General features: G+C 37.4%; 12 protein-coding genes. All 12 read right to left on the bottom strand.

What is annotated here, in order from left to right:
- Nucleotides 1–5: 5 nt before the first annotated feature.
- The 12 genes from PBN151_RS01050 to PBN151_RS30190 all read right to left on the bottom strand — a co-directional run bounded on the left by PBN151_RS01050 (nucleotide 6) and on the right by PBN151_RS30190 (nucleotide 14,901).
- Nucleotides 6–2,534 (bottom strand): discoidin domain-containing protein, encoded by a 2,529-nt coding sequence (locus tag PBN151_RS01050; protein WP_072727307.1) that lies wholly within the window; start codon nucleotides 2,532–2,534, stop codon nucleotides 6–8.
- Nucleotides 2,535–2,556: 22 nt separating this feature from the next.
- Entirely contained in the window at nucleotides 2,557–4,182 is a 1,626-nt protein-coding gene (locus PBN151_RS01055; RefSeq protein ID WP_072727308.1) for a discoidin domain-containing protein, read from the bottom strand.
- On the bottom strand, nucleotides 4,183–5,547 hold the full coding sequence (locus PBN151_RS01060; RefSeq protein WP_072727309.1) for a hypothetical protein: 1,365 nt from the start codon (nucleotides 5,545–5,547) through the stop codon (nucleotides 4,183–4,185).
- Nucleotides 5,548–5,577: 30 nt separating this feature from the next.
- Nucleotides 5,578–6,774, bottom strand: coding sequence for a hypothetical protein (locus tag PBN151_RS01065; protein WP_072727310.1), 1,197 nt, complete (start codon nucleotides 6,772–6,774; stop codon nucleotides 5,578–5,580).
- Nucleotides 6,775–6,789: 15 nt separating this feature from the next.
- The gene (locus PBN151_RS01070) at nucleotides 6,790–8,814 is read right to left on the bottom strand and encodes a discoidin domain-containing protein (RefSeq protein ID WP_072727311.1); all 2,025 of its coding nucleotides are present in this window, start codon (nucleotides 8,812–8,814) and stop codon (nucleotides 6,790–6,792) included.
- 1 nt (nucleotide 8,815) lies between these two features.
- A complete protein-coding gene (locus PBN151_RS01075) occupies nucleotides 8,816–9,529 on the bottom strand; it encodes a hypothetical protein (RefSeq protein ID WP_072727312.1) in 714 nt (237 codons plus the stop codon).
- A 34-nt stretch (nucleotides 9,530–9,563) separates the two neighbouring features.
- Entirely contained in the window at nucleotides 9,564–11,672 is a 2,109-nt protein-coding gene (locus PBN151_RS01080) for a LamG domain-containing protein (RefSeq protein ID WP_072727313.1), read from the bottom strand.
- 15 nt (nucleotides 11,673–11,687) lie between these two features.
- A complete protein-coding gene (locus tag PBN151_RS01085) occupies nucleotides 11,688–12,017 on the bottom strand; it encodes a hypothetical protein (protein WP_072727314.1) in 330 nt (109 codons plus the stop codon).
- Nucleotides 12,018–12,030: 13 nt separating this feature from the next.
- Complete coding sequence (locus tag PBN151_RS01090) at nucleotides 12,031–12,651, bottom strand: hypothetical protein (RefSeq protein ID WP_072727315.1); 621 nt, start codon at nucleotides 12,649–12,651, stop codon at nucleotides 12,031–12,033.
- A 78-nt stretch (nucleotides 12,652–12,729) separates the two neighbouring features.
- A complete protein-coding gene (locus PBN151_RS01095; protein ID WP_072727316.1) occupies nucleotides 12,730–13,272 on the bottom strand; it encodes a hypothetical protein in 543 nt (180 codons plus the stop codon).
- Between the two features lie 15 nt (nucleotides 13,273–13,287).
- On the bottom strand, nucleotides 13,288–14,439 hold the full coding sequence (locus tag PBN151_RS01100) for a hypothetical protein (RefSeq protein WP_072727317.1): 1,152 nt from the start codon (nucleotides 14,437–14,439) through the stop codon (nucleotides 13,288–13,290).
- 15 nt (nucleotides 14,440–14,454) lie between these two features.
- Nucleotides 14,455–14,901 (bottom strand): PAAR domain-containing protein, encoded by a 447-nt coding sequence (locus PBN151_RS30190; protein ID WP_083544764.1) that lies wholly within the window; start codon nucleotides 14,899–14,901, stop codon nucleotides 14,455–14,457.
- Between the last annotated feature and the right edge of the window lie 57 nt (nucleotides 14,902–14,958).

A 14,958-nucleotide genomic window follows, 5' to 3' on the forward strand; every position in this document is an offset into this window, starting at 1 on the left:
TTGGACTAGATTTTTTGAGCCCGCGCTCTAATTTCAAATTTTCCGCTCGGAACCGAATTAGCTGTCAGCTCAGTGGCCAATCTGGCAAAGAACTCCACGGATTGATTGTAGTCTAGTATTGTATTCCAATTCAGCACTTCTTCTGGCGTGAATGGGAATTGCTCCTTCGATAATTCGATTCTAACTCCGTTAGGTAAATCAGCATTAATTCCCTTCACCTCAATATTCGTAACCTTGTGGCCATACATGTTCGTTAGTGTAATCTTATTTTCATAAGAGATCTGTCCTGCAACGAGCGTGCCCGCATTCCAGTATTTCAGGATTTCTCCGATATCTGTTGTGTAGTACTTTCCTAAGTTGTCGCTAAACATCAATCCTGCATAGGTTCCGATAAAGTGAGTCGTCCATGAGTCTACACTGCCCCAATAATCCTTAAACTCTACAATAAGCGTGTTCTTTTCACCAATTTTGACTTCCGTGTTTTTAATATTCAGGGCAATTCCCTCTGGAGAACCATGTAGATTCGTAAACTCGCCTGAGAGCGGATAATAGGGTTTATCATTGAGGAATACACGATATTGAACAAGTCCCAAATCGTAGTCACTCAATGTGCCTGATAGCTTGTTTCCGATAAATGAAAGGTTAATGGTTGAAGTTGTATTTAAGATATACAGGGCTAAGTCGCTAACACGCGCACCTTTCATGTAAGTGTTTATGCTGGCTTTAATGCTATCTATATCCACAGATCCTTTTTCGTTAAGCTTAGTATCGAACATGAACCCAATTTTAATAAACCCATAAATAGCCTTAGCTTTGAAATCCTCAGTTCTTAGAGATTCAAAATCCCAAGTTCGCATGCCATTTCTCTTCATATCATTCTCATCTGTGATATCGAGATTCTTCCATTCACCTTGATTAAAGGACTCCCATTTCATGCCGTTGTCGAATGATACAAATAATCGAATGTTGTCTTTGTAATCTTTAGTTAGCTCTATTGAGAACTTTTCAACATCTTCGTTTATTGATATGTTACCTAAAGGAATAGAAATTTGACTCAGTGGTGTGAATTGAGATCTCACAACACTTCTTGACGCATTCTTTGCAACATAAAGCTTGTTGTTGTCTTCGGACATATCGGAAAGTAAATCGTGCGTATATCTCAGCAGTTTAACCTTCGGGTTAATGGCAGAGAGCAAACTCCAATCTCCCTTCTTAATCTGGTTTAGATCACTTATTCCATGTTTATATACATACTCAGTATTAGTTGGCTTTGAAAGTTCGATCCACCCACTGTCGCTTAGATGGAAGAGGTTAATTTTCCTTAAAGCGACTCCAAGCACAGCCCCATTGTTCTCATAAAATCTCCATCTGATTTTTTTATATTGGTTCGTATTTGGAAAATGATAGGTTCGAACTTCGTCTTTATTCCAATTCACTTCGTTTCTGCGTTTATCCAGCGTTATCCATCTCGAACCATTCCAAGCCTCCAGATCCCATGCTCTTGGTGACTCGCCTACGTTCTCTTCTCTGGATTTCAATGCGTAGGTATTAAATAAAGTTGGGCTAATAAATTCATAAGACAACCATGACCTTACCTGAGTTTTTGCCGTAACCCATGCTGTATTGTCTAATCCGTCAAATACGCGAAATGCTTCATATGCACCCTCATGGGGACTTGATGCTGCAATGCCATTAGAGTTGTTTGTTGTCATGACAGGTACTAAACTTGTAAGTTTTTTCGTTTTTTCGAACAAGTCAAATGTTTTATACTTGTTGTCATGATGGATTAGAAATCTCTCGTTGCTTGCCTCTTTCCCAACTACCTTTTCTAAATCTAAATATGCTATATTAGCATTATCTTTTGTGAATAACATGTAAGAGCCAATCGAACAACAACCTAAAATAACTGATTCATAATTGTAAAAAGTAAATTTCAATTTGGAGAACTCTTCAGCCCCAAAATTCTCATAGTCCGGTATTTTGGCATAATAAATATGTGCCGGAGAACTTCCCCTGTATACAGAAACAATAAAAAATTCATTTGTTATTGTAACTCCTAATGGATTACCATCTGTAGCTAATGTAACAACAGCTAATTGCTTACCTGTTGTTGCATCGAAACAATAGATGCTTTTTTTATAGTCTGCCATATATAATAGGTTGCGTTTTTCATCAATATGAAATGAAGATGCTCCATTATCCAGAATGTTGACTCCTGGCTTCACTAGTGCATTTAGTGTTTCGCCTGTGTGGATATCAACTTCTTTTATCATGTATGGATCATCAGACAATCTGACAAAAAGCTTCCTACCATCCGTGCCAAGACCGCTTCCCCATAGAGGATTCATCAGTTGGAGCTTTCTTTTTATAGTCAAGGAATAAAAGTCCAACACATACACGTAATTTTTCTTATCGTTAGGAGAAATAAACACCTCGTCCTTTATTCTCGTAATACCGCGACATTTTTCGGGCATTACGGTCCTAATATTCCCTTTAATCCCATCAAAGCTGTATGCATATAATCCTTTTCCCATCTTTAATCACACCCCTATGTGTTTACCTAAATAACTCCCTTGTATTCTTCAAATCTATTTCTAAGCTGTCTATATGCAAACTATCCACCTTTTCAGAGGTGTCATTTGCGAACTGCTTTTCTTCTATTTTTTCTGCAATAGGGTTAACATCACTATACTCAAGCACTTCAATGTCATTCCCTTGATAATCATCTATTGGGGAGTACTCTGTACCCAACTCAACTTCTGGCTTCCCATCCTCAGAATAGATACTTAATTCAACATTATTTTCAAAATAATCAGCTAATGATTTCTTTTCATTATCCTCAACAATGAACTCAACCTCTTCCGCTAAAGGACTTTCTGTGTACTTCAAGATTTCAAATTCATCACCAACAAGATTTGAAAGATATTTTCCTTTTTCCATCTCTTTGATTAAGACTGGCTGACTTTGAGGAATCTCAGTGAATATTTTCACTTCAAAGTCACCATCTAACTGACTTAATTCCGCTGCTGTCAGGGCTTCTACTTCACTTTTAGACATTCCATATGTTATGAAGTCCTTGTCTGTTATATCCCTCCTGATTGTCTCCCAACCTTCTTCGACAAATTTCATCAACCCAATTCGTTTAACACCAACTGAATATTCATATGGTGCTGCTTTATGATAGCCATCACCAAACTCAATTTTGTAGAATTGAAATGTTGGTTTTACTTTTTTGAAATCTACATATCTAATGTGACTACCATTTGAATAATTGTATCCATCTCGATTTACATCCACTGAGTTGTCATCACATTTGTAAATCTGTGTCCAGTTGTTGTTATCGTTTGAGCCAAGAATCGTCCAATACTGGATTCCAAAATTGACACTATCCGCAATTCGTAACGCTTCAAGCTCAAGTCTATCTATGGTTGTAGGTACTCCAAAATCATATGTAATGAATCGCATTTGGTTTTGACCATTTACACTCACCCAACCAGAATCGACCTCATTGTTAAAAACTTTCCACAAAGAATTAGGGTGATTTATATGTGTGTCACTACAATAAATATGTTTGCTATTTTTTTCAGCTTTAGTTAGATCAATATATTTTGGTAATTGGTATCTTTTATATTCACCCGATTCATCCATGAATAAAATTTTTTCGGCTTTTGTTTCGTATGTTTCAATTTCGAATTCAATCGGGTAGTGCATTTCCCATGTTGCATTAGCTGGATAATTATAAATATCAATAACACTACCATCCGCGATTGTTTCATAATTTACTTTGAGGCATCTTGAGTACACCCAAGGAACATAAGTTCTATACCAACCGCCTTCAGCTGGAACTTTAGTGTTTTGATCGAAGATGATTGCTAGAAACGTTTCTTTAGGACAGGTAATATCAATGCCCTCAAAATAATAAATGTCATCCCCATATTTGCCGTCATTAATCAGCTCTCTAGCTAAGAGAGTTTTATATTCTCTGTACCTATTTGTCTCTTGCAGGATAGCAATTTTCATTTTTGTTTGGATGTTTGGTAATCCTCTAAATTTAATTGATTTCAATCTGCATAAAGACAACTCATTAATTGGGACTTGGAGAAAGTACATTTCTGTCTCAGTGGTGGTTGTGTATACTTTTACAGGGTGATTGAATCCATGCGAATAAACTTCTTGCTTCATTTATTCCACCTCATCTAACTTGATTTTTTGTATATTTTCTGTTGCTTTAAACGGATAACTAAAAGCTCTTCCTTCTCCCAACGCTTCATCTTTTTTACTCCAAACAAACTCTTTGATATAGGGCTTGTCGAATTCTATTTTTTGCCCTTTTTGCATACCATATAGCATGTAATCATTAACGGATACTTTTTCGGGAAGTACTGCTATAACATTTTCATATTCCATTTTGGAAACGATATTCTTAAACCCTCTAGGCATAAATTTTGCCTCTGTAAGAAGCTTATTAGACGTAGCCCCGCCACAAAAAATTGGTATAACCGGTTTTGGCAACTCTCTTACTTTTACTTTCCCCATACTCTTCCCATCGACAATAACTTCGAAAATGTTGTTATCTAAATCCATTGCTATTCCAACTCTTCGAACACCATATACTGAGTTAGGTGCAATCATAGTTTTCTCACCAATTCTCTCTGCTCCGTAAACGTATAGATCCTTGCCATAAAAATTAAATAGTATATTATTTATTCCCGTTGCAACATAATTTTCAGCATGTTTAGCAACTAATCCAACATTGAAATCATAATCTCCATCTTTGATGAACTCCATGTATAACTTTCCACCATAATAATCATCACCAAATAAGATAGCCCCTCCATTTCGTAAATAAAGATGGAAGATCCCATATATAGATAACGAACCACGACTACTAGGTACAAGCTTGAATCGATTTCGTTTCTCATTAATATCGTCGAAACTGAAACCCACGAATGGAGTTTTAATTCGTTTTGTAATACCTACATGCTTACCATCGACTTTCCGCTTAATTAGACTCCGTTCATTTTCTATGTATTCATAGCACTGAAATTCTGCAATTGAATATTCTGATTTGCCATTCCAGTCGCCCTGCTTTTCATACATATAAAAGATGAGAGCTTTAAACTTTTTGTCATTTTTAAAAGTCCACTCTTTTCTTTCTTGTTCTCTCCATGTTTCATTTTTTACATCTAGCAATAAAGTACAACCAATCCACGATGGCTCTTCATCCACTTGTTTCAAGCCAAACGTATTCATGAGATTCAGTGTATCGTCAGGAACCCCATAGAGCCTAAAGCTCTTGGGAGACTTTGACGCATCAGAAGAGGAGGTCATTGATATCTTTCGGGGGATATATTCTTCTGGAAATTGGAATTTAGCATGTACTTTTTTAAAAGTGCTATTTGCCCATGCGGTATGCATGTCTCCATCACACATGTTATATTCGCTGTATTCATATTTTGGAGTATAAAAATAGTCACTAGTAGCAATTTGAAAACCTAATTTAGAATAATATTTTTCATTAAATAACGGCAGTATTGGTACAAACATATTCACACCTCATCAAAAAGAGCATCACAATCAAATTGTGATGCTCTTTATTTCTTTATTTTTATTGTCAAACAAGTTGGAAAATATATTTCCACTACCATATCTCGTTTTATCTTTTTGAACAACCTTCTTAAGCACATTACTTGTGCAATAGTATTCAGCACTTTTCATTCCGTATCTTTTATAATCTTCTGGCGCAGAAATAGATACCTCCTTAAGAAACGACTGATATTCAATCAGTTTAATATCGTTTATCAGTACATATTCGCTATATAGATCTACAAATGTGATCCTATATGAGAAATAAAATTCGGAATTATCAAATTCCAATCGAATTTTGCTGAAATTACATAAAAGTTCTGCTTTGTATTCAGCTAGTTGGTTCCATTCTTTATAAATCTCGTCATATCCTTCAATTCTGATATGTGCATTTTTCTTTACCCCTGATGACTGTATTTCAACAGCGTTAATTAATCTAGGTTCTTTAAAGTCAACCTTAATGCTTGGGTGTGCAAACAGCGTATGGCTCCTATCAGCTGATTGATAAGCACAGGCAAAGTCGTCTATTTTATTGTTTTTAAAAACATGTTCTATTGGGTATTCTGCTGAATACTCTTTATATGCATCAATACTGTTAATTTCTTCATCAAATTCTTTATCAAAGAATAATGGAATTGCACTAATTTCCTTCTTTTCTATAGTAAAACTTTTTGCCACTCCATTCGCTTTTTTTTCGCTTAAAATGAAATACCTTTGTTCGACCGCCAATTCTGGTGTTGGAATGGTAGTCAATCGAAGAGACCCTTTGTTGCTAAATTCATAGTCACTCAGATTTATAATGTAAGTTTTCACCAGTTCATTCTTTATATTGTAAAATTCAGCTTTAATATTGGTATGAATAAGCCATAACGAGGCTGTATCCAATTCAAATTTACTTATAGCTTGAGGTTCTTTAAACAGGATTTGAAAGTTGCTTCTAGTGTCATGTTTCGCTACATCCATTCGAAAATACCCATCATGTAATGCGTCATAAATTGACCCATCATAGCGTCCCATTGAATCTAAATATGCAAATTCAGTCTCAAACCTTGTATGACTACTATTTGTAATGACTTTTCCAAAATTAATTTTTACTCCTTCTTTATTGTAGAACTTTATTCTTTGCAAGCTTACTACACTTGAACTTTTAGTTGATAAATTACTGAACTTAACTCTTTTTATAAGCACTATCAGACACCTACCTTATTGCAAATTCAATTTATACATTCTCTGTAATCTAGAGAAGTCTAATTCCAACTTATATATACTTCCAGAACCAAGATTATTGCTGAACGTTGCGTCCATTTTATTAATCTTGTTTTTTCTATCTAATATCGACATATCAGATATGCCCTCACTTTTAATAATCTTTTGTGAAGGCATTGTTGTAGATAACGATTTCCAAAATGGGTTTACTTTTTTATATTTTGTCGGATGAAGATTGAGGTATTGTATAGCAATATTTTTAATATCACTATTATTTGAGATGAATACAAATTTGAACAATCTGTACTTAACATCTTTCCCTAACGTAAATGTCTTTTCTTCGTTTTGTTTCCAATAAACTCCGCGCCGCTTTTCGATTAAAGTCCAATCATCACCTTTCAAAGAACCGTAAACATCCCAATCTCTTGGAGACGAATATATGTCTTGTTTAACAGTTGCATTGGCTGCTGGAAGTGTGTTTTCACCAAAATTGTATTTCATCACATATCCACCAATAGACTTTTCAGTCCCTTCTCCAAAATCAATTGTAATTTCTACTCCTGTCTCACCATCAGATGACACCCAAGAATCAGAAGTGCTATTAAATAGTTTCCAGACATTTGTTCCATTGCTGGCAGTGACCTTTATTTGGTGCTGTGTACTTGCCATCGTAGAACCATCATCTATGAATTCATCAATTAGTCCCGTAGGCTCAAGAACTTGTTCACTTCCTAAATCGTATGTTTTATATTGCCCATTCACATTGAAGAAATAACGTTTTTCGCCTCTTTTACTCTTTGCCTTAAGAATTAGCTTAGGTCTAAATCCTGCACCAGTTGCTACATCATTCTCATATCTTTTTTTAGCGTCAACCACTCCGAATACGCTTGCATCTCCGTTACCTCCACCTCTTATAACCACACCTACTGATGCTCCATGTGCAGGTGTGTTAGTGAAGGATGGGTACTTCAAATTCCAAACTGAATTGTCTCCTATCTTGTCCATTACGCCATTCAAATCTGAATTGATATACTTATCCCACTCATTGTATTCTATAAATCCCTCATCTTTTTTGGCATTAGAAGTAATTGACGTTATTATCGGATTAAAGTCTTTGAGCTTGTCATTGGTTTTACGTGTTGCGATTTCGCACATTTCCAAGTAATTTAATTTAAGTGGATCTTTGGTCAGATTAGTATTAGCGAGTCCAAATCGCATTCTCCAAAATTGATGCTTATATGGGTGTTCATGATTGAAGTTCAATACATGCCAAATGTTGGCGGCATTAGTCCCGATTTTTATATCTAGCTCCTTAGCTAATCCCCAGTCGTTCCCATCATCCGAGTATTCTAAATATAACTTTTTTAAATTATATACTTCTGTCCAGTATCTATTTTCGAATACTATATTTACTCTTTGAATTGACACTGGATCTTTAAATTGATACCCTATCCATTCTTTATCAAAGTTTGCATCTCCAAAGCATAGTCCTGTAGCCCAATATGTACCTTTTACGGCTGTTTCACCAAAAGCCTTTTGGCCTCCGTACTGATCAATATTACCATTCAGACAAGACGACCAGATGGGTGTTCCGCCAACACACATATTTTCGTATAAAATAGTCTCATGCTCATAATAGGATGTGCCGACTTGCATTAACCCTCCTTTATCCCCCCTTGCGTCATAATTTATCCAAGGTGTTCGATAAGAAATGTTTCTATCAGCTATACAGATAATATCTCCATTATTCTTTATATCAACAACAATAAATCTAAAATATCCGTTAGCCGCAGCAGTCCAATCCTTGTTAATCTGCTTAGTTTCTACTTCGTAATCTGTTTTTACAGCTAAATTACTTAACACCCATCTATACTTTATCTCGTTTTTATAATGGTTGTTTCCGTCTGGAACCGTAATCTCGTCAGCAATACTATCGAATCTAACATCTGTAGTATAAGAATTACACCAAAAATAATCCCCCACTTTAAGCGTCTGTAAATTATTATTCAAAGATAAAGACATATTAATTCACCTCGTAAAGATGTCTAAAATCAAAAACTGGTCTGAATCCATTTCTATTGTTCCCAGTTGATGCTCTTCTACTTACATCTTGAAGCTCAAACCCTGCCCCATTGTTATTCCCACCTCTTGCAACACATTGTGCAGGATCTAAATAATGTGTACTCTGCGTAATTGTTTTATATTTAAAATGATGCCATACATCATCATCACACGCCTCAATTTTTCCATTTAAATTGGAAGTAACAATATACTTGTCATACTCATTATCATGCGGGTAAGCGCCTAATATTGCCTTATTCGTATCATTCTCTAACATCCCTTTGTCATTTATTTGACTAACTCCTCCTGTTAGGCATCTCATATATCCGTATACTCCATTTATAGTCATGGCTTTGCCTTGGATGTAATTGTTATCTTTTTTTTCCTTTAATTCATTGTAGGAAATGATTGTTTTAATCACTCTATCCGCAATAAGAAGACCTTCATCTGCCTTAATAAAATAAAAAATCCCTCGTGCGTTATTTATTTCTGCACCGCTATAATCAATCTCTGGAAGCGTCAAGTAGTCACTTCCAGCACCTCCCCATGGACTTACCCCGCCAGTGAACTCGAATGGATTGTTTGAATACTCATAAATTCTCATGGGAATGTAATCCCCTACCTCCATTTCTAGAATGAAGTCTCGCTCTACACCGGACGTTTTAGGCTTGGCCATCCACCTTCACCTCTCAATTGAATTGTAATTTTATTTATCTTGGATACACTCTTATTCGATCTAACCTCTTTATATTTTTCGCATATATCTTTGTTGACACTATATATCCCTTGTCCTTATAGCTATCATCTAAAGTCAAATCGTGCTGTTCCGTATAATCTACCGTTAGAAGCCCCTTGTTTATTTTTACGTATTCCGTATTGTCGTAATCTATCATACCGTTAAATCCTTCAACCTCCGTAACCTTTCGGCTGCTGTTATCTGCTTGAATGATGACTTTAACTCTGACATATCTTGCTTTTGGACTAGCAATCGTACTGTTTCCACTAAGCTTTACATATGGACTCCACATTCGATTGTCATTTGAAGTCTTTGTGAGAATAGTAACCTTAGCTCCATCTACAATTTCTTGTATACTTACTAGCTTTTTAAATGCAGTATAGTTATCGACCAAATCAATCACTTCTGACTCCCATTCGCCATTTTTGGCTAATGCATGAGTAAGTTTTTCAAAGCCATTAAGCTTTGGAATCATACCGTTTGTAATAGACCAAACGCTTTCATCCCAATCTTTGAATACAGTTACATCTTTCAATTCTTTTTCGGTTTTTGCAGTGCCAGCGAAAGACGATCCATTGATTATTGGGTGATTGTATATATTGTAATCCGTGTTGTAATAAACACTTGTTTTACCGCCATAACTGTATCCGGCGACCGCTGCTATTGTGTCACTTTTTCTATTTCCTACTAAAGTCCCTTCGATGATTATGTTATTTAATGAACCCTCTCGAAACAATCCTGTAAGGATACCTATACATCTCCCACTCTGGTTTTCAGTTATATCAACATTTACATTGATATACATATTTGTCGCTGTTCCCCCTGCAATATTTCCAAATACCCCACAAAAGATATTTTCATTGCTTGTTTGCTTTGATTTTAAATTCCCTGTTACTACTACTCGATCTACAATACCTTTATTAAATATAGGAGTAATTATTCCTTGTCCAACAATATAGGCATCAATATCTACATTTTCAATGTATAAATTCTTCACAACACATTTATCGTTAAGGGAGGTAAATAATCCTGTAGAAACCCTATCTATCTTTTGTGTAAAGTTAAGTAATTTATATCCATTTCCGTCCAGAACACCATAAAAATCAAAGCCGTAATATCTCCCTTCCTTGAAGGGACCTATGTTAAAGTCAATATTTTTTGTTAACTTGTAACAAGCAAACGGATTCTTCCGCATATAAAAAAAATCAAACGCATCTCGAATCAAATAAGGATCTGCTTCTGTTCCTTGTCCTTTATAATCGGCAGCATCTGACTCTTTAATTTCATAAAGCCTTTTCAACTGTAATTTACCCTCATCAGCAAAAGTGTTTTTAAACACACCTTTTTCGAGGTTGATAGGCATGCCGATCTCTTCGACCTTCTGCCCTGACTGTAAAGCAATCTCACCATCAACAAATCGAACATTGCCAACTGACTTCCCATTGTTTTTAGACTTTGAGTAGTCCTTTACTTCGTCATTTTGAATGCTGCTCTTTTCAAATCTCCAGTAACCGACTAACCCTGTTTCAGAACCTGTCAACACTTGAAAACGATCTGCACGAATTTGGGCCTCTAATCTCGCGAAGTTCCACAGTCTTACTTCGTCCAACTTCCCTTTGTAGTCAACTCCAAATCTAAACTGAGTAGATGTTGTTTCAAGGGGAGTCGTATTTCCATAGCCAACGACTGGTTCAAGCTCTTGTTTCATGCCGTTTACATAAAGCGTAATTCCCTTTGTCAAACCACCGCCAGTATAAGTAAGAGCAATATGATACCAATCGTTCCAGGTTTGAATGACTTCATTTTTGGTTGCAATCATCTCACCGCCAACACCAACTGCCATCTTACCTCTCGTAGTCGGATCGTTATTAAGCGGATTGATAATGATCTCTACCTTCTTCCTGTTCGGGCTGTCATCACCATATCGAACAGGAACCATCAATTTAGAACCGTTATCTTCTGGTTTCATCCAAAAATCAATCGATCTTGGCTTATCGCCTGTTGGAAGTCCAGCAGCGCCCATCTCTACATACTCGCCAGACATTCCGCTAAAATGGATTGCGCCATCATTTTGAGTAGCCATGTATATTCACCTCAATTAATTAAAAATCAAGTTCCTCATTGTCCCTCCAAAGTTGTCAATTACTCCACCGCTCTTATGTTCAAAGACCACATAATTTACTTTCCCATCGTCATTTAACGCTCCACCTAGCATCACTTCGATAGGAATAGTTTGTTGCACAACTTTTTCCTTCAAAGCTTCAACAAGCGCCGAGGAATGTTTTTCGCGAAGGGTATGATATACGCCCTCGTCCAAAGTAACAGAATAAGAGTTGCCGTCTACATCAAAGGTTAATGTATCGTTTGCGCCTTTCGTGATTTTTACATCGCCTCTAATGTCTTTTGTCCCCCACACTAGTTCTGCCATATCTCTCATCTCCCTATTTCAATGTCCAAGTAATATTCGTGCTATGTCCCTTTTGCAAAGGTGATTCAATCTCGTCCACAACTATGCCTCTGCGTTGAATTACAATCTTGCCGTCAAGTTCCTGATCAGAAGCAATTTTAAGAGACATATACGCTTTATCCTGATAAGGAATGGATACAATCGCTTGAAAGTTGAATGTAATCCCATCCAAATCCAACTTCTTCTTATATCCGAAGTTATATTGCGTAATCCGGTTCGTAAACATTCCACAATCCGTTTGTTTTTGAAATGGATTCGCCTCACTAACCGCATCCTTATAAGAAATAATGTCATTATAGAACAGTGATCTTCCATTCAAGAGAAACTCTTTGTCATTCTCCACATAGGAAATTCTAAATTCTTCGCCGTTAATATTAAAAACTCCGTTTGCCGCTTCGAAGAATAATTTGGAGCTATGGCCAATCAAGCCGAAACGAAGAAGTTTCATTCTATCAATTCTATAGAAGCGATACGGATCCGATTCTTTGGTTTCTAGATCGTATTCACATAAATGTGTCCCATCATAGTAGTCCGCCACCCAGATAAAATCCTGACTTAAAATCGGATGCGTACCATTACTAGTTGTAAAAATCATTACATATACCTCCACAATAATTTGCCTGCCAGATAAAGAAAAAAGGACAGGCTCTTACGAGCCCGTCCTAAATAATCTTTATACAAATCGATAGGAAACGCGGATTTTAAAGTTCTGTTTGCCTGCACTTGCAGCCAGCGGAACCTGTGCCCTCAAAGTTACAGTTACAAAGTTACCGCCTGAATCAACTTGATTGCCGTTATTATTTATTCCGAGAATCTCTTTGGCACTAGGTATTACTGGTGTAATTGTCGCACCTGCGTTATTCTTAACGGTAGGCTCCGTAGTACCGATCGGCTTGTTTCCTGAGCGGCCAATTTTGGATGTGTCTGCTTGGAGATCCGACTCTGCCAATGTATCAACTTGTGCATGGAACCAATCATCTCTTACAACCTCTACTATTTTCCCTTGTTTGTCACCTGTACCGCCATCCATATCCCGTGTCGTGATATGGCAGTCTTCCATCTTGGATACATCTGTAGCCCCGCCTCGGTTATTCCAAATATTGAACGTAAATGCTGGACCCCAATCCCCTGCATCAACCACTCCAAAGTCGAAGGGTGCCACAATTTCACTTGCATGATTAACATCATACCATTTAATAATCGGTGCTGTTGCCATTTGAATCAAACTCCCTTATTGTGTAATTTTTACAATAACCTCAATTGTAATGTCTTGGACATCTCCGCCTAGCTGGAGAATTTCCAAGCGAAAAATATCGTCTTTCGCCACGTTTGCGACGTCAACTTTCCTCAATCCATCGTCGAAGTGTTCTCCCTTGCGAAATACAATATTTCTGGAGAGTACATCCGACCAATTGAGCATATCTCTGCTCTTCTGTAGCGTGATCTCGGTGCTCACCTTCGAATCTACACTGCCAATCATTCCTCGAACATTGACAATCTCCCCTTTAAAGGGAAATCTAGCATGAATATGCTGGACGCCGATATCCGGGAACTGAGGAATCACGAAAGTAATGACTCTCTCTTTAAGTCGATCGTCATAGGAATGTAGCTTCGCCCAATCCTCCTTGGACATGAGACCATTAACCCCTTTATTGGCTAACGGAATATTGCCCCCTAGCAAATCGATTGGAACCCAAGACTTTCCGTCCCAGCGGTAGCGAATCCCGGAGTCGTATACTTGAACCGTCCAACCAATTTTCGGATGCGGATAATTGCTAAAAATTTGTTGATACGTTTTTACATATGGCAAAAAGACGAGTCGTGTTGTCTCGTATGCGTCATTTGCCATGTCTGTTGCCGATTTTGATTCTTCAGTACTTTTTTTAGCGTTTGTAGTGGCCACTTCAGATTTAATGATCGTCTGCAGCAATTCATCTCTGAGCTCTTCATAATCCTCTGTTTTGGCACTGACATCCTTAATTTTCACATTAGCGCGATCGATGATCGTTGCAAGGGACTCGACAACATCATTCATCTCGTCTTGGTGATAAACCCGGCTAGACGGATATTGGATGAATCCTCTTCCCTTGTAGGATACATTGACGGCATTCGATTCTTGGGATGGATGAAATTCGATAACGCCCGTTGAATAATTGACACTGAATTCATTCGGCTTAATCGCCTTTTTCGGTGTTCCTTCATAGTTGATCTCCATCAATCCAGCTATTTTCACCCGCGTAAAACGATCCGGAATTTCAGAAAGTATGACCTTGTGATTCAGCACTTTCAAATATTCGGCCCTATCGATATAAGGATCTTCATTCGTCCCCTTTCTCCATACGATATGTATCGGATCCAGGTACCCATAATGACTGTACGGCATATTTTTTCACCTCCTTCAATTGATATGAACATTGCTGCTGCCTTCTGCGATGGACGTCGTTGTCCCCGCATGAGTGTCCACAGACGAACCGGCCGAAGCTGCTTGTCTTCCATTGACGAAGACGTTGCTTGAGCCGCTTGTTACATAGCCCGTTCCTCCGCCATCAGAGGACTTCCAATACCAACCGCTTGGAATTGAGTATGATTCCGTCTCCGTAACAGGATCCCCATTACATGCAGCTTGTCGTCCATTTACATATACATTCGAGGAACCGCCATTTAGAGTACCCTCGATCGTAGCGCTTGTTGTGCCATCATGATAATGATCGTCATGCCGTTCTTCGATTTCGACGTGATCACTTGCAACTGATGAATTCGTCCTTGACCCTTTATAAGCCATGCCAGCCATCTTATCACCCCACACAAAAAAACCACTAGGCAAGTCTAGTGGTTTTTCACGCATTTTTGAAGATTGTAAATACAATCATCATTTACTTTACAAGGAAAGAACCACCGAAAA

It is taken from the genome of Paenibacillus sp. NAIST15-1, assembly GCF_001894745.1.
GTDB classification, from domain to species: Bacteria; Bacillota; Bacilli; order Paenibacillales; family Paenibacillaceae; genus Paenibacillus_B; species Paenibacillus_B suaedae.